Origin of the sequence: Hyella patelloides LEGE 07179, from assembly GCF_900659865.1 — a bacterium.
Lineage (GTDB): Bacteria > Cyanobacteriota > Cyanobacteriia > Cyanobacteriales > Xenococcaceae > Hyella > Hyella patelloides.
Genome location: NZ_LR213886.1, coordinates 1 through 19819 on the forward strand (window position 1 = coordinate 1; position 19819 = coordinate 19819).

The following is a 19819-nucleotide window of genomic DNA, read 5'->3' on the forward strand; positions in this document are numbered from 1 at the left end:
TCGTCGGTAGGAATTTAACCTACATGAATCAAGAGTTATTATATTTTCCAGGTTCTGAAAATATCCTCAGCGTTCCTCCAAATATGTTACTACTTGTAGTTAGACTGAAACGAGTCGCACATTGGGATCGATCCCATAAGGTTAATTTGGCTTTTGAAGCGTGGCGCGATGGAGAATTACAGATCTATTTAAGTCAGATGGTAAATCCTGAAGATTTTTCTAATTTAGAGAAGAAACAGCATAGTCAAAACATTGTGGGCAAATTCAATAGCTCATCAAAGCTAGAAGCTATTGTCGCATTTTTAATGATTCTGTGGGGAGTTTGGCTCTTGATTTTTTAGACTAACATCAATGTCATAATTATTAAATTAATTTGGCTTTATAATAACAACTCTCTATAAAAATGCACTAAATCAGATTTGACTCCTTTGCTGCTGGTGCGCGGGATTGAATCTCAAAATATTAAATGTAACTTTAAAAATAAATGACATCAGTATAGCGATTCTCACAAAATGTGAGTTATAAATCTATGTATGATACTCATTATTCAAAATATTCTTATCTATTATCTATTACTTACTAACTATTACTGGACTCAACCAGAGTCTATTTGGTTAACCAATAATTATATATAATGCCTAATTCTTTATTTATTGAATACCATGAAGACGGGTTAGCGTTTTATATTAATGGTGACTTACAATTTGATACAGTTGACGAAGCTATATATCACGAATATTTAGTCATTCCTACTATTGCTTTAGCTATTAAAAGATTTCCTGATACTAATTTAAAAGTTTTAGTTTGTGGTGGTGGTGATGGTTTAGCTGTTAGAGAATGTTTGCGTTTTGCTGAAGTTACCAGTATTGATTTAGTGGATTACGATGCGGAAGTTATAAAACTAGCAAGGAGTGTTTTAAAACCTTATAACAAAGACAGTTTAAGCAATAGTTGCGTTACAGTCAAAATTCAAGAAGCATTTGAGTTTATTAATGCTTGTCCAGATAATTTTTATCATATTGTTATTTGCGATTTTACCTATCCTACTTCTCAAGAAGATACTTTTGTCTATAGTCAAGAATGGTTTAAGCAGCTTAATAGAGTTACTGTTAATAGAGGAATAATTGCCAGTAATGGCGTTTCTCCTGAAAATAGAACTACTGCTTTTTGGTGCTTATACAAGACTATATTATCAGCTCAATTTTGTCTTTTACCGCTACAAGTAACAATGCCTTCTTTCAAGGCACTGGGTTATGGTAACTGGGGACTTTTAATGGCTTCTAATCAGTTAATTACTAAGCAAGAAATAGCTAGCCTTGTTTTTCCTAGTGGTATTGATTATGTGACAGTAGATTTTTTATTCAAAAGTTGTAAATTTAAACAATGTATTGCAGAAATAAGAAACAATGTCACGATTAATACTTTAGCAAATGGTCATTTTTTTTACTATCTGCTAAATCCTAATTATAATATTCCAAAATATTTAGATATTTCGTTAGTTGATTTTTTAGAACTAAATGAAACTGAAAATTATCTAACAAGCGATCGCAATTTTTTACAATTAGAATCTATTGCTCAATCTTGGTTAAGTACCTTAAATCATAACTCCAATTCTACTATAGATATTCACAAACTATTACCCATACAACATCGTTACCATACTCCTAAAATGAATCAGGAGTGGCTTAACTATTGTCAGCATCTTTTAGCAGAAATAAATCTAGAAAAGCTACTAAATAGTGTTCTGAAGCATTCGCAAAATTTATCGCATAAAACTAAAGATGAGTTAACAAGTTTTTTACACGAATTACAAACTAATAAAAATAAAATAAAGCTTAATAAGGAACGGATAGAGTTATTAATGCTAGTTACAGTGGTTTTATTAACAGCAAATTTGGTAGCTCCTGATGCAGTATTTGCTAAGGGTTTTGGAGGAGAAGCCACAGACTCCACTAATTATTACAATATTAATAGACATATTGACTATGAAGCTTATACTCCTAAAGTTATTGGTTTAATGTTAATATTTTACGGCTCTTATTGGTTATTTGATATTATTAAGCGTTCTGAAGATGATTAATTGCATTTGTCTTGCATGGTTAATTCATGAATTCACTCTAAAATATTTTTGTTACTAAATTATTTGCAGAAATAAATATCAATTTAAGATGAATAATAGCTTAGAAGTTAGACTATTAAGAAATAAAGAGCAATCATTATGGGATAAATTTACTAAAGATTTCGATACAGGATGCTTTATGCAATCTGGGGTGTGGGCGGATTTTAAAGAATTAGAAGGTTACCAAACATTTCGTTACGGCTTATTTGATAATAATACTTTAGTAGGGGGATGCATTTTTTACTATTATCCAGATCGCAATCGCCCAAATATTTTATTTGCTCCAGGTGCGCCGATCGTACTTTCAGAATATCTAGAATTAGGATTACAACTATTAATTAAACAAGCGGAAAAACTAGCAAAACAACTCAATATTATTGCGTTAAGAATTGAACCACTGTGGCAAGAGAAACCAAAGTGTCTTCAGGAGTTTAGTAGAAGTCCTGCCGATCTATTACCCTGTGAAACTTTACTGATTAATTTACAGCAAACAGAGGCAAAATTACTAGTAGCAATGAAACCCAAAGGAAGATATAACTTAAGGCTTTCTCAGCGTTATCAAGTCACTACAGAATTTACTAAAGATAGTCAAGCAATTTCTTTATTTTACAATTTATTTTGGACAACAGTACAAAGACACAAGTTTTTTGGTGAGCCTTACAGTTTTTTTATTAATTTGTGTCAAACCTTGTTTCAAGCTGATGTTGCAGAAATTGGTTTTGCTAAATGGCAAGGAGAAATTTTAGTATCAATTATTGTAGTTTATTGGGGAAAGCGTGCCACTTATTTGTATGGTGGTAGTCAAGACAAATATCGTCATGTTATGCCTGCTTATACTTTACATTGGGATGCTATGTTAAGAGCAAAAAAACGTGGTTGTGAATTTTATGATTTTTATGGTTTTACCACTGATAATAATCACAATTACGCTAATTTTTCTCAGTTTAAAAGTCAGTTTGGAGGAGAAAAATCTAAAACTATAGGCGCACAAGATTACTTTTTTTACGATCGCTTTGCTGAAACATTAGTTACATTAATTAATAAATTATATGAGTAAGATAGCAATTTTACTGTTTCGATAATAATTAATGAAAAAATAATTAATTTACGTAAGTATAAAAATAAAACATTAAAATGGTAAGGGTTATTTATCTGACCATATTATTTTATGAAATTCGTATCTTTTGCTGTTTTAATGCAGCTACTACGCGATCGCAATCTTTTTCTCCAGGAAATAGACGATCGTAAGCAGTTAGATAGAAAGATTATTTCTTTGCTTTTTTGTAGTTCCCTTTTCTTTGCGCTATATGGGGCAATAATTGGCTCTCTTCATGGCTGGTTACAAATGCTTTCTTCTGCGTTTAAGCTACCAGCACTCTATTTAATAACTTTATTAATTTGCTTACCCACACTTTACTTTTTAGATATTATTTTTGGTTCAAAAAAGACTTTTAGCCAATATGTCACATTACTAATATCTTCAATGTCTCTTATTAGTGTGATGCTCTTTGGGTTTGCTCCTATTAGTTTATTTTTCCGCTTATCTATTAATGATTATTACTTTTTTCAGCTATTAAATATTACGGTGTTTGCAATTACAGGAGTGATTGGCATCAGATTTTTCTATGAAGCAATGGTTTCTCTGATTCCTAAAGATACAGATTCAGAATCGATTAAAAATCGACGTAAGCTAATTAAATTTTGGTTAGTATTATATGGATTTGTTGGCAGTCAGCTAGGATGGACTTTAAGACCATTTTTTGGCACACCAGACCAGCCTTTTGCGTTATACAGAAACATTGAGAGTAACTTTTATATTCAAGTTTTAAAGATTATTGGTAATGTTTTAGGATTAAATTAAACCAATGAAAAAATTAGTAGCTTGGGATGGGTTACAAATCAAATCAACAGAATTAGAGCGTGTTTTGCAGTTTGGTTTTTTTGATAGTTTGGCTCTGGAAATGACTAATGTATTGATTTTACGTTACCACAAAAATAAATTATCTTTTTTCTTATCGGAAGCTGCTCTTGGTTTTTTGGGAATATTATTTTTAGTGCCAATTAACTTATTAATTTTGCAAAAATGGCTATTATATAGTAATCAATTACAAGGATTTATAATTATAATTGGGATATCGATAATATTATCACTAGCTCTTTTATTGGGCTTAAATCTTTATCTGTGGCAGCAAGCAAAACAACTAAAAAGTATTGCTACAACACTTAATAAGATTGATGATTACAACCGCTTGATAAACAACTTTCAACTATTAACTAAATTTAATACTTTATCTACTGTAACTACCCAAGATAACTCAGAATCATCCTCAGAAATCACTACTGCTTTGCAAACTACAAAGGATAGTTTACTCAATAGCTTAGAATTAGAAAAATTTGTGTTATGTAACCAAGAATTACAGTCACAAGACCGATATCAACTACTAAATAACTTAGAAGATGATTTAGTGCAGCTTATGTCTTTATCTAGCCAACAAAACGAAACAGAATACCAACAACTACTAGCAGAAGCAATTCAAATTGGTCTAACTGTCCATCAGGAAGTCCGAAAAAATATGACTTTATCAGTGAATGATTAATAGTTATCTATGAGGAATTTTTGATTAAAAATTGCCTTGTTTCAGAAAGAAAAAAAGCAGAATAAGTACCCGTGCAAAATAGATTACGAGCGTGGAAATAGGCAATAGGCAAGAGGGAACAGGCAAGAGTCAAGACTCGCGCGCTAGCTATCCTAAAGGGGCGTTCCGACAGCACGAGGAAGCGGAGGAAGCCCGCGTCGGCGTAAGACGCAAGGGAATGTCCTCCAAGACAACCTTATGCGCGACGGCTTCGCTAGTTCTTTAGGGAAGAGGTATGCTAAAGCACTAACTTCGTGTCGTCCGCGATGGACAGCAGGGGTGGATAGGGGGGACGGGGTTCACAAGCTGGGCGGGAGACCCGCCCAGACGACCCCTCACTTTTCTGGTTTGATGTTTTACTGCCAACATTTGTCTGTGGTTTGTTGAAGTCCCCCCATCCCCGCACTCGTCAATTATGAGTGTGTAAATAATTATGCCCAAATACTTATCCTCTTTTGTTTTAAATATATTTCTCAAAGTAGAAGTAGCTGATAATTGATAACCTTCCTAGACTAAAAATAGTTATCTTATAAAGATGCTCTAATAATGATTTTGTTTAAGGCAACTCGGATGTTATTCTACGAATTTAGTCAATTACAGTATCTTAAGCGAAAATAAATAGTAGACATCCCATTAGAACAATGAATTATCCACCAGCACCTTGGAACTTAAAAGGATACGCAATACAGACTCTTAACTTACTCGACATAGAGCGATTACGCAGTGCTTCGGCTTTGCCAGATTCGCCTCCAGTAATTCCTCCAGAGTTAGAAATTGTTTCTGTGCTACCTGGTAAAACCTTGGGTAGTATTTATTTATCTGTGTATGAATCTGGTTCATTGTTGCAATATAACGAGTTGATTGTGGTTGCTGGATTAACTCGCTATCGCAATCAGGTTGGTGGTTGGATATCCCATATCTATGTAGACAATGAAACATCTGTAGCGGGGGGAAGAGAGATTTGGGAGTTACCAAAAGAAATGGCGGAATTCACTTGGAAACAAGGAGAAGTTACTGTCAAGCAAGGAGATAAACCATTATGTAATTTAAAATATAATAAAGACTGGTATCATTTGGCTACCTGGTGGCAACAAAAATTCACAGCTAATGTTTTTAGTGGATTAAATGCTGATTTGTTGCTGTTTAATAATAGTTTTTCTAGTAAGTTAAGTTTACTTTCGGGGCAATTAACTATACCCCAAAATAGTCCTTTCCATAGTTTTAATTTAGGGCAACCTTGGCTGACTATAAAAATGGACAATTTAGATTTACTAGCAGGTAAACCAGAAGCTATTGCTCAGAAAACAGTTGTTAATTCTGTTCGTTAATTTTGCTTAATTGACTCAGGTTAATTGAGTAAATTAAGCATCGAATTAATGATTACAAAGTGAATATTCTTAGTCTGTATATGAATCACACAAATTTCAAATTTTGAGTATAATGAGCTAAAAAAGGAATTTATTGGCTTAAATATTAAGTTATTTAAAAATAGATCTAGTATCTTAGACAAAAAAAATATTGTCTGGCTACTGCTACGGAGAATCAAATAAACCTGCTTACTAGCTCCATTGTAATAGTGGTTTTATATATAGTCGTTTACATTACATTTGTTATGAAAATTAAACATCCAATTAATCTTCACAAAGCTCTTACGTTTATTTTTATTTTTGCTTTAATGGCTTTTTATGATAACTATACCATTGCACCTTGGATTTATCTATCACTTCACGGAACTTATGGTATTTTGTGGCTGATTAAAGATAAGTTATATCCTGACAAACAATGGGAAGAAGAAATCTCAATTCCGATGGGAATTTTTACTTTTATTGTGCTTGGCTCTTATTGGGTAGCACCCTTTCTTTTAATCAGTCGTAGTGTTAAACCTAGTGCGCCTTTAATTGCTGCTGCGGTAGCAACTAATATTGTGGGAATATTTCTGCACTACAGCAGTGATGCTCAAAAATATTACACTCTTAAATATCAAAAAGGTTTAATCACCGAAGGCTTTTTTAGTGGAAGTCGTAACCCCAATTATTTAGGAGAAATTTTAATTTATCTTAGCTATGCTATGCTGACGCAACATTGGCTACCTTTTGCTATCTTAGGAGCTTTTACAGCAGGTATTTTTATCCCTAATATGCTCAAAAAAGATAAATCTTTGTCTCGTTATCCCGAATGTACAGAATATAAGCAAAAGTCTGGTCTACTAATACCCAACATTTTTATTGCCAAGTCTCCGCAAGTTGAAGGTTCAAAAACTCCTCCTCTATCTGACTAGGCAACAAAATAACTAAATAATAAGATTGAGTCAAAACTGGATCGTCAATTGCTACATATACATATAAATTAGGGAATAATCTATGTGTATATTAATAGTTTCAGTAATAAAACGATGAAAGTAAGCTATTCTTGGAATCAAGCAGCGATCGCTAAAAATCAAACAACCACAGCAGATTTAATTATCACCTTTCAAGAGACAGATAGCAACTCTGCTAATCGCCTTCCTCTTAATCTTAGTTTAGTTTTAGATCGTTCTGGTTCAATGAGTGGGTATCCCCTCACAAATGCTAAAAACGCAGCTAAGAAATTAGTCGAATATTTAACACCAGAAGATCATGTTTCTGTAGTAGTTTATGATGACCGTGCAGAAACCATAGTAGAGCCTCAATTAGTAACAGATCGAAAAACAATCCAAAAACAAATTAGCTCAATTCGCGCAGGAGGACTAACTAATCTTAGTGGTGGTTGGTTAATGGGTTGCGATTTAGTTAAAAATAATCAAAGCACAGATAAGTTAAACAGAGTTTTACTATTAACCGATGGACAAGCCAATCGCGGTATTTACGAGCCGAAAACCTTAATTAAAGCAGCAAAAGATAAAGCAGCAGCAGGTATTATTACTACTACCATTGGTTTTGGTACTTATTTTAATGAAGACTTATTAATTAGTATTGCCGATGCAGCAGAAGGAAACTTTTACTTTATTCAATCCCCAGAAGATGCGGTACAGGTTTTCGATATTGAAATGGAAAGCTTAGTATCTGTAGTCGCCCAAAACTTAACTGTTACATTACAACTAGAAGAACAAATTGCAGTTAGTGAAATCTTAAACGATTATTCTACTAAAGATGGTAAAAACGAAATCGAAATTTTTATCGGGGATGTTTATGGCGTAGAAGGAAAACCCCTTGCATTACAATTTGAACTTCCTGCATTCTCTTCAGTGGGAAAGCAAAAAATTGCCACTGTTAGCTATAGCTACGAAACAATTGTTGACGACACAATTACAAAAATTACCGACACTCTACCCCTAACTATTACAGTAGATACTACCGAAAAAATTGAGCAAATAGAGCCTGATGCAGAGATTACCCAACAAGCAAGCCAACTAAGAATTGCTAAAAAGAAAGATGAAGCGATTAACTTTGCAGACAAAGGAAATTATCAACAAGCAGCAAAAATCCTCAGAGAAGCGATCGCAAAATTAAAATTAAAGGCTCTTAATGAATATTTTGAAATCGCTGAAGAAATCGAACAACTAGACTATTACGCCCAAAGTCTAGAAAAGAAACGCTTCGATCTAGCAACTCGTAAAGAAATGCGAGATCAATCTTATCAAGCTAAAAACCGTACCCGTGACGATCTCAAACTTAGAGGTACTACAGGAGATGCTGCTAATAGCTTACCCGTAGTGTACGATGCAGAATCAGGAATTGTGTTAAAATGCGATCGCATTAAAGGAAAATTACGTATTAGAGTGGTTAGTGAAGGCTATAACCCAGACTTTAATGTGCAATTCCCCCGCAATATTCGTCAAGAAGGCGCAAGCTATGTTGTAGACAATGTTGAACCATCTGCTAACGGTACTTTTTATCGCGTTTCAGGAGATATTCGTCGTCTGTTAAAACCAGGAGAAACCCTCCCCTCCATTACCTCTTCTTCGAGAAATTTCCAAAAAGCTAAAGTAAAAGGTACTGCTGCTGATTTAGAAACTACTGATAAAGTAGGGGATGGTGTTTTGGTGCAATGTATCAAAGAAAAAAGTAAACTAAGAGCCAGAGTAGTTTCCGATGGTTTTAATCCAGATTGGAATATGCGATTTCCTCGTAGTATTAGAGAAGAAGGAATGATGTATGTTGTAGATGAGGTAAAAGAAAGCTCTCAAGGAGGATTTTATCTTGCTTACGGAACAATTAAAAAATTTGTTCAATCCTGAATTATTCAAGAGATTTGATTGCGTAGAACTATATTATCTGTCTTCGCTAAAAACTAAAATGATACAATTGCTGTCAAAAGACATTCCCAAACTAGGCGAGGTTGTACGTAGCTCAGTAGATATTGGCGGGTTTTTTCCCATTTACTTGCAAGCTCAGAATTTTGATTTTGTTGCCAATAATGGTGTTGCAAATAGTCTACTAACCATAATTGCGTGGGAAGCTCTAACTCTTGGGTAATAGTTTTAGCCATCATTAGAGCTTCTAAATTATTTTGGGGAATTTGTAAGAGTTTTTGGTGTAAATCAGGGGAAATTGCTTGTAATTGTTGCCAAGCTGAAATTGCTGTACCTGGGCTTCCTTGAGCCATCGCTACTAATGAAGGGTTATCTAATATCTGTGAGTAATCAGCTTTTTCTAACACTAGCTGTAAATTCTGTTGCGATAGGGGAGTAAAACGAATACTCTGACAGCGAGAAACAATAGTGCTTAATAAATAATCAGTACTAGGAGCAATTAAAATAACAGTGCCATTACCAGGCTCTTCTAAAGTCTTTAAAAGTGCATTAGCAGGTGCTTCTGACATTAAGTGAGCATCTTCGATAATCACGAATAAGCGATCGCTTTTTAAGGGTTGACGGCTCAAAAATTGGGTAATTTGACGAATTTGTTCGATTCTAATCTTAGGTGCTGCTTTTTTCTTTAAATCTTGCGCGGATGCTTGGGAAACTGTTATTAAATTTCCGCGCTCTGTGTATGTAGGCTCTACCCATATGAGATCGGGATGAGACTCCAAAGAAGATTTGGTAAAGCTGCAATTTAAGAGTAATTCTGCAAAACCTTGAGCGGTGATGCTTTTGCCAATCCCAGGAATCCCCACAAACAAATAAGCAGGAGCAATTTTTTGACTGGTAACGGCTTGCTTTAATAAGGTGATGGCTTGTTCTTGTCCAACTACATCATTTAACATCTAACATCTATTATTGACCATGTATCTGCGAACAACCAACAAATAACCACTGTAAGGGCGAATCGCGATTCGCCCCTACCCACTAACTAATCCATATCAGAATCACATTCAATCATTGCAGGATCGATCAAAGTAATATCAAAAGGATCGTCAGGGGGAATTGTCGGGAAAATATCATACTGACGGTTTTGATACACAGCAGATACTTGAGGTCCAAAAACTACTTTATCTCCATCTTTGAGATCGTGAAACAAGACTTTATGATTATTGACTAATAAGCCATTAACACTCACTTTTCCTAAAGAGTCGCCATCTATAATTCGATAATATGCCTCTCCATCTTTACCAACTTTCTTAAATAGAGTGGCGTGATGGCGAGAAACAAATTGAGACTGTATATGAATATCGCAGCCCACTCCTCTACCTAAACTATAGGTAGCACGGGTAAGCACAATCTCTTTTTGTCCCTTACCATCAACCACTATTAAAACGTGTTCTTGACGATGTTTCGCTGGTTTTGCAGCCATTAGTTACTCAAACGTAAAGCTTTTAGATAATATTACTAACTGGATATCTGGGAGATACCTCTAATTAATGAGTATTTGAATTTTCAATCACCCCTAGCTTTTCAATTGTGACATAAACTGAGGTTAAATCTGGATAGCGATCGTACTTAATTCTTGATAAAAACTTCATTTTTTTGGGGTTTCGATCCGTAATAACCTCAACTAATCGCCAATTACTAATTTAACTTTGTGAGGGGGAAATCCCCCGTATAGACGGAGGGATGAAAGCGAATTTCACAATTTAGACCGAAAATCTTCATATACCAAAGCTCTTGGCGGTTGTATAATACTTTTGGGCGCAAGGTATGAACCTGAATTGACCCAGGATTGGGAACTACCCAACTTAGATGCTCGACCAAGGACAAATACCTGATTAGCAGGGGCGACATAGCTAGGGAAATAGATAGAAATCGAATCAAAGATTGATAGTAGTACCGATGGTCTATCGGGTCAAGAAATTGTCTGTCAAGTCGTACTGTCGGGAAACCAACGGTGGGAGATAACATATCGTTTGTACCAACGTGTTTGAGATAAGTGGCATGGGGCAGAAAATGCCTATTCGTGAGAGTGGGAAGCCCTCAGTAAACTGAGGGAGGAAGTCACAGGTTTCCAGCGCAATAGCAAAGAATTGCTTACTACAATTAAAGAACTCGATGCCATTGCGATCGCTGCTAAAATGGGAGAAAGTGATAAACCAGTGCTAGGAAGGGCGATACCTGCTGCTAAAGGAATAGCGATCGCATTATACCCCAATGCCCACAATAAATTCTGTTTAATTTTTCTCACGGTAGCTTGACTGAGATCGATCGCCTCCATAATATCGGTGAGATTATTTTGCATCAAGACAATATCTGCGGTTTCCATCGCAATATCCGTACTTCCTTGTAAAGAAATTCCTATGTCTGCTTGGGCGAGTGCTACTGCGTCATTAATACCGTCACCTACCATTGCCACGACTTGAGAGTTATTATTTTGCAGTGATTTGATGAGTTTTGCTTTGTCTTCTGGTTTGACTTGGGCAAATACTTGGGAAATACTTAAGTGTGATGCAATTTTCTCTGCTACTTTTTTGCGATCGCCAGTTAGTAAGACAGTGTTTAAACCTTTATGTTGCAGCTTACTAATAATTTCTTTTGCTTGAGGGCGTAAACTATCATTTAGGGCGATTAAACCAATTAATTGTTTATTTTTGGCGATATAAACAAGATTTTGACCTGAATTAATTAAATCATCTGCTTTTTCTGAGTCAGTTATCCCCATCTCTATCTGATGTTGTTGCAACCATTCCTGATTACCAATCACAATTGTATCTTCGGCAATATCTCCTATCATGCCAAAACCAGCTTTTTCCTCGATCTTGCTGGTGGGTAATAACTTTTGCTGGGGAGTAGCTTCCACGATTGCTTTGGCTAAAGGATGGTTACTATTGCTTTCTAGAGATGCACTTAAATGTAGTAAAGACTCTGTGGAAATATCTGCTAAAGAAACACAATCGGTAACTTGCAACTTACCAACAGTCAAAGTACCCGTCTTATCAAAGACAACTGTATCTAACTTCTCTACCCTTTCTAAAATATCCCCACCCTTAATCAAAATGCCCTTTTCTGCGCCGATACTAGTCCCCACTAAAATAGCTGTAGGGGTTGCCAAACCTAGCGCACAGGGACAGGCTACTACCAATACTGCGATCGCAATTTTGATACTTAATAACAAGGGGGAAGTCGTTATACTCATACCATCATGAGGCTCTACTACCAATACTTGCTCCCAAATATGAGTACCCCAAAAGTACCAAAATAAGAAAGTGATAGTTGCAATTGCCATTACACCATAGGCAAAATAACCCGCTACTGTATCCGCTAATTGCTGCACTGGTGCTTTACGAGTTTGCGCCGATTCTACTAAATTAATAATCTTCGCGAGGGTAGTTTCCCCACCAACATTAGATACCTGAAACGTAATCATACCCTGTTGGTTAATTGTACCCGCAAAAACGCGATCGCCTTTGCTTTTCCCCACTGGTACAGATTCCCCTGTCAACATCGACTCATTAATTGTAGTTTCCCCTGCGGTAATTTCGCCATCTACAGGAATAGTTTCTCCTGGTAAAACCCTGAGCCATTCCCCTACCTTTACTTGCTCCACAGGAATTTTAATATCTTCGGTGGCATCATTTTCCGAGGTTAAACGAGCCATCGCTGGCTGTAAAGATACCAACTTTTCTAACGCTGCACTAGCTTGATTGCGCGCTCTTCCTTCGAGGGTGCGCCCCAACAGGATAAAACCCAATAGCATCACAGGCTCATCAAAAAAGCATTCCCAACCCAACTGCGGAAACCATAAAGCTAGACAACTGGTACTATAAGCACTAACTGTACCCAATCCTACTAAGGTATTCATGTTGGGCATTCCGTGAGACAAACTTCTCGCACCATCAAGCAGTAAATTGCGCCCTGGAATCAACAACGCCAAAGTAGCCAAACCCCAATGAAACCAAATATTACTTAGCACGGGAATCATCGGGAAACCCAAATGATGCAAATGCCCGATACTAGAAAATACCAGTAAAATAGCTGCGGTGATTAATTGCCATAATTGCTTTTTCTGCTGCTGTTGTCGTTTAGCCTGAGCTTGATTGGTAACTTCGGCAACAGAGCGATCTCTATTTCTAATCTGACTGGGAAAACCCGTCTCAGTCAACTTCTCCGCCAACGCTTGGGGATTAATAGCTTGAGCCTCATATTCAACTACCGCCACTTCGGTAATAAGGTTAACGCAAGCAGACTCTACCCCAGGATTATTTTTTAGTTGTCTTTCCACAGCACCAACACAACCCGCACATTTCATTCCCCCCACATCTAGGGCGACTGTTTTTAATTGGCTAGCTTGCTGAGAATTGGATTCTGGTTTTACAGGAATTTTTACCATTAAACAGATTGTCAAAATTACATTTTAAAAAGACGACTAGCAACCTCTTGGCCACCTACTGTGTCTCCTAATGAAATCATAGACAATTAGAGTGCTTCTGAGCTTATTTTAGTATTTTTTTATTGCGAGAAGTATTAATGTAGTAAATTGTAGTGAATTGGTTGCATCCAAAAAATTGCTTTTTTGCCATATAGTAACAGTTGATTGAGGATTTTGGTCGCAATGGTTACTCTATCTGGAGTTAAAGAGATGGCAGGAAATGAACTCAAAATATGCAAGTTTGTATTGGCTCATCTAGGAAATCTGAATTTAAAACATATTGGCGTAATTAAAGAAATAGCAACACCTATTAAACAAAGTTCGGATTTAAAAATTATTAAGTCAGAAGATGATTTATCTACTGTATCAACCCAAGACTCTTGGAAAAAAGCCGATATTTATCTTAATAGAAGTGGTGTTTCTATCAAGCAAATAGGAGGAAGCTTTGCTTTTAATCGTTTACAAAGAGCAAATATTGTCAATCTTTATCAACAACTAGAATTCACAGACATTGAAAATAAGCTAACTTTAATCGCTCAAGATATTAAGAGATTTCACCAAGGATTATTAAACAGTAGAAATGTTCCTTGGCAAAACTATTTATCAGAATTAGATTTTAAGGAACTATTAAAATTTTTGATGTTAACTGGGAGTCCTAATCAAGGAATTTCTAGCCATCCAGCACAGTATATTTTAGAAGCTCCCTCATCAGATATAAATCAAAACAATATTAGTCTCTACTCATTTGATGAATATTTCGAGCTATACAAAAGCAACTTATCAATAGCAATTAGAAGGCAATGGATAGGACAAAATAGTAATTCAGAACATAAAAGAGCTTTAAGTTTAGCCAAAAAAGTTAATAATTCTCCTTGGGTATTTAATGAAGTAGTCGGACAACCAAGAAGCGGTTGGCGAGATAATTTTCCAAAGGAAGAAAGAAAAACTGTCTATTTTTTAATGATTGAAAAAAAATAAGATGTATTTATTAAATTTCCAGTACTAGCTGTTTTTGAGATAAGCTTTCTTCTGATTTAACTTTTTCTAAATTAGCTATTTCTTGATTAAAAACAAATAAATCTTTACATATAGTTTGTGCCAAAGCACAAGCGAAATTTACAGGCACAGCATTACCAATCATTTTATATGCAGAAGCTAAATTGTGATAATAAAACAAAAAATCATCAGGAAAAGTTTGAATCCTTGCGCATTCTCTAACTGATAATCGTCGATAAGGTTGTGATGAATTATTATCAAACAAGAATTTATCTTTTGCCACTTTAATCATTTTATTTGCTTGTGGATGAATTGGTGCATGACGACCACCAGCTTGAATAGTAAAAGATGGCTCATCCCAAGAGCGAACTCTATTTCGTGACATATAAATACTAGAAAAACCACCAATCATATATTCATGGTTAGGTACATAGCATGATTTTTCATTTGATTTATTTTTATCTTTCCCAGGAATCGCTAAAGTTCTTAAATCCCAAATAGTATCTTTTAAAATAGGAATAAATGATGTTGATATTAAAGATTCAAAATTAAAGCTTTTATTTAGAGAAGTATGATAGCCAATAAAAATAACTCTTTTTCTATCTTGAGGCACATTATAGTTAACAGTATTTAATAATTTATAAGCAACTACATAGCCTGATTCTTCAAATAAAGTGATTATATTTTCTAAAGCTAATGAATGCTTTTTGTGAAGCATTCCCGAAACATTTTCCGCCAAGAAAAAAAGAGGCTGTTTGTCTTGTAAAATTCTAATATACTCTAAAAATAACTGTCCGCGAGGGTCTTGAATTCCTCTTTGACTACCTCCTTCGCTCCAACTTTGACAAGGTGGCCCACCAATAATACCAACACAGTCAGGAATTTCTGAAGATGGAATTTTACGAATATCTCGCCGATCTAAGTAAGTACTGACATGATTTTTAGTGTAAGTTTCCCAAATATCTTTATCGTATTCGTTTGCCCATAGGACATCAAAACCTGCATTGGTAAATCCTCGATCTAAACCGCCACAACCTGAAAACAAGCTGATTATCTTTTTGTTCATAAAACTTTTAGATCGCCTTAGTAATTACCAGTTTATCTATTTTACCTTAAAATAGCGATCGCAGCTTACCTTCTAAATCCCATAGCTCAAAAACAAGCAGATTACCCATCAGATCGAAAGCAGTCAACACGGGAGTCCCCATTCGAGGATAAATGGAATATGCTTCTTAGCCAGAAGCATTTCCTCCCGTCAAAAGAGAAATCGACTGTTACTTGCAATATTTTGAGGAAATGTTAATAGAATACGCATATACGTAAGTATTCATACATAATAAATTTCATCTAGATTCTTTATCGGCTCAAAAGGTAGAAGTTTAGACTTATCAAAAAAATTCTAAAATCGCTCTTTAGATTGACTGTTCTCAGTTACATGATTACCGTCCATTACCTAGCCTTAAACAGTTCAACAGTACATTTATCTTTATTCGAGCAGCCAATTCTACAAGTATCCCAAAAAATTTATTAGGAGAAGTAAATGATAGAAGAAGAAAACGTTACTCTTAACCAACTAAACCCAGGGGATAACCCTGCATTTGATTTAATTGGACTTACTCAACTACGAAACGATCCCCAGTTTGCGGGAATTGATGGTAGTGGTTTTTCAGTCGCCGTAATTGATAGTGGAATTAATGTAAATCATCCTTTACTTGGAGAAAACTATCGTGCAGGGGTTGACTGGATCAATGGAGATAGCGATCCTGACGATCTTGTAGGACATGGAACTCACGTATCTGGAACCATAGGTGCAGCCGATGAAACCGTTGGCGTAGCCCCAGATGTCGGTTTAATTGGGCTTAAAGTAGGAGAAGAACAACAGGTTGACTCTCGCGCCGTTATTGACTCTTTGCAATGGGTCTTAGACAACCACGAAGAATATAATATTACAGCAGTCAATATGTCCTTGGGTGGTGGTTTCTTTGCTTCAGAAAATGAGGTTATTGGCGACCCCAGAATTGAGTTAGTCAATCGCTTAGAAGAAGAAGGGATCGTAGTCGTTGCTGCTACGGGTAACTCCTATCAAGAAAATCAAACCCTTAACGCAGGCGCACCTAGTATTTATAGTACTCTTGCTGTTGGCTCAGTTTGGCAAGATGATGTCTCCAGTTCTATCGCTTCTCAAGTACCAGGAGCAGACCGAGTCTCTTTTTTTAGTCAACGTATAGAGGCAGACAATTTTATCTTAGGTCCAGGAGCAGAAATTACCAGCACGTCTATCTCTGGTGGATTAGAAGACATGGCTGGTACAAGCATGGCAACACCTCACGTTGCAGGAGCAGTAGCTCTTTTACAAGAAGCAGCCACACAGTTTGGGGGTAGAACATTAACTCCTGATGAAGTGGTCGAAATTTTACGTTCTACTGCTGATACCGTCGTAGATGGAGACGATGAAGAAGATGTTGTTGACAATACAGGATTATCTTTTCCTCGGATGAACATCTATAACGCGGTAGTCGAACTAAGACAACGTTTTGATGGCGTTGCACCAACACCACCACCAGAAGAAGATGATAATCCACAACCGTCAATTGGCAGCGATCCTAATGGGACAATTGCTGGTGCATTTGTGGGACCTACTCTTGATGGAGAACCAGTAGGGTCAATTGACGGAATTATTGGCATTGACGGAAATGGAACACAAATTGGAGATCGAGATGTTGATATGTTCCGTTTTGAAGTAGAATCCCCTGGACTTATTGGGATTGAATTAGGAACTCAAACCGATAATCCAGAAGATTTTGATACTTATTTACGATTATTTGATGAAAGTGGTGCAGAAATAGCCTTTAACGACGATATTGAGTCAGGAGTTCAGCAATTTTCCCGTATTGAAACCGAACTCCAACCAGGTACTTATTATGCAGGAGTTAGTGGTTTTGAAAACAGTAGCTATGACCCTAATGTAGCTGGAAGTGGTGTTTCAGCAGCAACAGGCAACTATTCCTTACAATTCGATCTTGGTAACAGCGACCCCAATGGTTTACTAAGTGGTGCAACAGAAGTCCTTTTAGGTAACGACCTCGAACCACTAATCTTTCCTGGTTTTATCGGTGCTGATTATGGGGAACCCGTTGGTGTATCTGATGTTGATATGTATCGAATTACCGTTCCCGATGATGGAGTACTCTTTGTTGATATTGATACTCCTTATGCTGAAGACTATGTAGATTCTTTTCTCCGTCTGTTCGATGAAGAAGGTAATGAGCTAGTTTTTGCCGATAGTGGTGAGCCGTTTGAAAGTGATGACCAACTTGGCTTCAATTCTCAGGGTGAACCTACCGAATTTCTAGTTGATAATGACATTGTTTTGGAAGATTCCGAGCAAACAACTTTCATAGATGGTGGTTTTGATGAAGATGGTAATTACGTTAAAGGCAATTACGGACATAGAACCGATAGTTTTTTAGGAGTAAACGTCAATCGAGGAGATGTTTACTACATTGGAGTCTCTGATTATTTTAACCAAGATTATGATTCCCGAAATCTCGATAATCGTCTGGAAACGGGAGAGGGCGGTTTTTATGAAATAATTGCTAGTTTTGCCAACAATGATATTAATGGCAGTATCACTCAAATGGACTCCGTGACCGATTTACCCTTATTGGATAGCTCAGAAAATGTCGGAGAAGATGAAGGAGTAGAGGTAGGAAACCGCGATGTTGATTTTTGGAGATTTAATTCTTCCGAAACGGGAATTTTAGAGATTGATATTGATTCTGACACCAACACCAATACAGTAGCTTCAATTTTTGATAGCGATGGTAGATTACTAGCGGAAAATGACGACAATGATGGATTAGACCCTCTGTTGCAATATAACATTGAACCCGATACAGACTATTTTGTAGCTGTTACGGGATTTGGTAATCAAAACTTTGACCCCTTTGCTTTAGGTAGTGGTTCGGGAGGCAGTACAGGAGAATACAATATCAGTGCTAGTCTGTTAGATTCTAGTAACAGTAGGTTGCTATCAGACAACTCCATTAACGACGAATCAGTTCGCGAAATTACTTTAGATAGCAGAATCGCTGGTAATGTGGGAGAAGATAATGGTTTTGTCATTGGTTCAGAGGATATCGACCTTTATCGCTTTACTCCTGAAAATGATTCTGTTATTAATATTCAAGTTAATGCTAGTGAAGCATTTAACGCAGATACCTTTTTACGATTGTTTGATAGTGAAGGAAATGAAATTGCCTTTAATGATAATCAAACCGATTTAACCAGAGGTAGTTTTTTACAACAAGAAGTTACAGCTAATACTGAATACATTATCGGAATCAATGGTAGTAGCGAAAATGCCAGAGATTACAATCCTTTAACGGGAGATGGAGCAGCACCAGGTTCTCAAGGAGAATATACTCTTACTGTGACTGAAAGCGAACCCGAAACTGAGCCCGAACCCGAGCCCGAGCCCGAACCCGAACCCGAACCCGAACCCGAACCCGAACCCGAACCCGAACCTGAACCTGAACCCGAACCCGATGATTTACTCGAAACCGATATTTTCCGCTTTCAAAATACTAATGTTCCAGGTACATACATTTATGTAAGAGAACAGGAAGCACAAAACATTCGAGACAACTTTGATAACTTTAGCGAAGAAGGCAGAGCTTTTCAAGTAGCAGTAGAACCAGGAGACGATTTAATTCCTCTGTATCGTTTTCAAAGCACAACTACTCCAAGCACTTATATTTTTGTTGGAGAACAGGAACGTGCAGGAATCAATGAAAATTTCCCTGAGCAATTTGTTGAAGAAGGATTAGCATTCTATGTTTATGGAGTTGAAGCCAATCAAGGTACATCTTTTTCTCGATTTCAAAATACCAACTTACCAGGAACTTATTTATTTGCTGGGCCAACAGAAGCAGAAAACATTGAGAATAATTTTTCCAACTTTCAAAATGAAGGTATTGCTTTTAAGGTAGATGCTTAGGGTTTGCCGAAAAAGTTGTCTGGGGAGAAAAGATAAAAGGGTGCTGTAGCACTACTGTTATATAATTTATCAAAAGTATCCCTGAAATCGAAACGGATAAATACTGCTCAGTTGGCAGGAAGTCGGATTAAGTTTAGTGATTGTGTTTGAGATATGGCGATCGCTTTATTTGAAGAATAGTACATCGCCAAGTCTTAAGTACTTATGCAAAATTAATTATATAAGTAGGGTTTGCTGAATAACTTGACAACCTTGAGCAAATAAAGGTTACAAGGATTTTGGGCGCAGCAAAAAGTTAAGTAAAAATGGCGAAAAACCCCTAAAATTGGTAAAAGACCCTTGCACTTATCTC

14 protein-coding genes are annotated in these 19819 nt (G+C 36.3%); 10 read left to right on the forward strand and 4 right to left on the reverse strand.

What is annotated here, in order from left to right:
• From H1P_RS18200 to H1P_RS18235, 8 genes are all read left to right on the forward strand, one after another.
• Window positions 1–341 (forward strand): hypothetical protein (locus H1P_RS18200; RefSeq protein WP_222427112.1); only part of this gene is annotated, 341 nt, incomplete at its 5' end.
• 293 nt (window positions 342–634) lie between these two features.
• The gene (locus H1P_RS18205; protein ID WP_144869964.1) at window positions 635–2080 is read left to right on the forward strand and encodes a spermine/spermidine synthase domain-containing protein; all 1446 of its coding nucleotides are present in this window, start codon (window positions 635–637) and stop codon (window positions 2078–2080) included.
• A gap of 88 nt (window positions 2081–2168) precedes the next feature.
• Entirely contained in the window at window positions 2169–3176 is a 1008-nt protein-coding gene (locus H1P_RS18210) for a lipid II:glycine glycyltransferase FemX (RefSeq protein ID WP_144869966.1), read from the forward strand.
• Window positions 3177–3287: 111 nt separating this feature from the next.
• Window positions 3288–3980 carry an actin-binding WH2 domain-containing protein gene (locus tag H1P_RS18215; RefSeq protein ID WP_144869968.1) on the forward strand — a complete coding sequence of 231 codons (693 nt, stop codon included), beginning with the start codon at window positions 3288–3290 and terminating at the stop codon, window positions 3978–3980.
• 4 nt (window positions 3981–3984) lie between these two features.
• Window positions 3985–4716 (forward strand): hypothetical protein, encoded by a 732-nt coding sequence (locus tag H1P_RS18220; RefSeq protein ID WP_144869970.1) that lies wholly within the window; start codon window positions 3985–3987, stop codon window positions 4714–4716.
• A gap of 680 nt (window positions 4717–5396) precedes the next feature.
• Window positions 5397–6083 carry an acetoacetate decarboxylase family protein gene (locus H1P_RS18225; protein ID WP_144869972.1) on the forward strand — a complete coding sequence of 229 codons (687 nt, stop codon included), beginning with the start codon at window positions 5397–5399 and terminating at the stop codon, window positions 6081–6083.
• 284 nt (window positions 6084–6367) lie between these two features.
• Complete coding sequence (locus tag H1P_RS18230; RefSeq protein ID WP_144869974.1) at window positions 6368–7033, forward strand: DUF1295 domain-containing protein; 666 nt, start codon at window positions 6368–6370, stop codon at window positions 7031–7033.
• A 114-nt stretch (window positions 7034–7147) separates the two neighbouring features.
• On the forward strand, window positions 7148–8971 hold the full coding sequence (locus H1P_RS18235) for a vWA domain-containing protein (RefSeq protein WP_144869976.1): 1824 nt from the start codon (window positions 7148–7150) through the stop codon (window positions 8969–8971).
• Between the two features lie 53 nt (window positions 8972–9024).
• Here the strand turns inward: H1P_RS18235 and H1P_RS18240 are convergent, their stop codons facing one another.
• The 3 genes from H1P_RS18240 to H1P_RS18250 form a co-directional block, all read right to left on the reverse strand.
• Window positions 9025–9939 carry a DNA polymerase III subunit delta' gene (locus tag H1P_RS18240; RefSeq protein WP_144869978.1) on the reverse strand — a complete coding sequence of 305 codons (915 nt, stop codon included), beginning with the start codon at window positions 9937–9939 and terminating at the stop codon, window positions 9025–9027.
• 86 nt (window positions 9940–10025) lie between these two features.
• The gene (locus tag H1P_RS18245; protein ID WP_144869980.1) at window positions 10026–10466 is read right to left on the reverse strand and encodes an FHA domain-containing protein; all 441 of its coding nucleotides are present in this window, start codon (window positions 10464–10466) and stop codon (window positions 10026–10028) included.
• A 594-nt stretch (window positions 10467–11060) separates the two neighbouring features.
• The gene (locus H1P_RS18250; protein ID WP_144869982.1) at window positions 11061–13433 is read right to left on the reverse strand and encodes a heavy metal translocating P-type ATPase; all 2373 of its coding nucleotides are present in this window, start codon (window positions 13431–13433) and stop codon (window positions 11061–11063) included.
• 222 nt (window positions 13434–13655) lie between these two features.
• On the opposite strand from H1P_RS18250, the gene H1P_RS18255 reads away from it, so the two are divergent.
• Window positions 13656–14450 carry a hypothetical protein gene (locus tag H1P_RS18255; protein WP_222427113.1) on the forward strand — a complete coding sequence of 265 codons (795 nt, stop codon included), beginning with the start codon at window positions 13656–13658 and terminating at the stop codon, window positions 14448–14450.
• Window positions 14451–14460: 10 nt separating this feature from the next.
• On the opposite strand, the gene H1P_RS18260 is transcribed toward H1P_RS18255, so the two are convergent.
• Window positions 14461–15534: a DNA cytosine methyltransferase gene (locus H1P_RS18260; protein ID WP_144869984.1), complete on the reverse strand. Its 1074-nt coding sequence runs from the start codon at window positions 15532–15534 to the stop codon at window positions 14461–14463.
• A gap of 474 nt (window positions 15535–16008) precedes the next feature.
• Here H1P_RS18260 and H1P_RS18265 point away from each other — a divergent pair, with 474 nt between their 5' ends.
• Complete coding sequence (locus H1P_RS18265) at window positions 16009–19467, forward strand: S8 family serine peptidase (RefSeq protein WP_144869986.1); 3459 nt, start codon at window positions 16009–16011, stop codon at window positions 19465–19467.
• The last annotated feature ends 352 nt before the right edge of the window (window positions 19468–19819 follow it).

What these genes read in the sequence shown, in the direction of transcription:
- H1P_RS18265 (WP_144869986.1), top strand. Translation starts at nt 16,009, where the DNA reads ATGATAGAAGAAGAAAACGTTACTCTTAACCAACTAAACCCAGGGGAT.
- H1P_RS18230 (WP_144869974.1), top strand. Translation starts at nt 6,368, where the DNA reads ATGAAAATTAAACATCCAATTAATCTTCACAAAGCTCTTACGTTTATT.
- H1P_RS18215 (WP_144869968.1), top strand. Translation starts at nt 3,288, where the DNA reads ATGAAATTCGTATCTTTTGCTGTTTTAATGCAGCTACTACGCGATCGC.
- H1P_RS18205 (WP_144869964.1), top strand. Translation starts at nt 635, where the DNA reads ATGCCTAATTCTTTATTTATTGAATACCATGAAGACGGGTTAGCGTTT.
- H1P_RS18225 (WP_144869972.1), top strand. Translation starts at nt 5,397, where the DNA reads ATGAATTATCCACCAGCACCTTGGAACTTAAAAGGATACGCAATACAG.
- H1P_RS18235 (WP_144869976.1), top strand. Translation starts at nt 7,148, where the DNA reads ATGAAAGTAAGCTATTCTTGGAATCAAGCAGCGATCGCTAAAAATCAA.
- H1P_RS18255 (WP_222427113.1), top strand. Translation starts at nt 13,656, where the DNA reads ATGGTTACTCTATCTGGAGTTAAAGAGATGGCAGGAAATGAACTCAAA.
- H1P_RS18260 (WP_144869984.1), bottom strand. Translation starts at nt 15,534, where the DNA reads ATGAACAAAAAGATAATCAGCTTGTTTTCAGGTTGTGGCGGTTTAGAT.
- H1P_RS18210 (WP_144869966.1), top strand. Translation starts at nt 2,169, where the DNA reads ATGAATAATAGCTTAGAAGTTAGACTATTAAGAAATAAAGAGCAATCA.
- H1P_RS18220 (WP_144869970.1), top strand. Translation starts at nt 3,985, where the DNA reads ATGAAAAAATTAGTAGCTTGGGATGGGTTACAAATCAAATCAACAGAA.
- H1P_RS18250 (WP_144869982.1), bottom strand. Translation starts at nt 13,433, where the DNA reads ATGGTAAAAATTCCTGTAAAACCAGAATCCAATTCTCAGCAAGCTAGC.
- H1P_RS18245 (WP_144869980.1), bottom strand. Translation starts at nt 10,466, where the DNA reads ATGGCTGCAAAACCAGCGAAACATCGTCAAGAACACGTTTTAATAGTG.
- H1P_RS18240 (WP_144869978.1), bottom strand. Translation starts at nt 9,939, where the DNA reads ATGTTAAATGATGTAGTTGGACAAGAACAAGCCATCACCTTATTAAAG.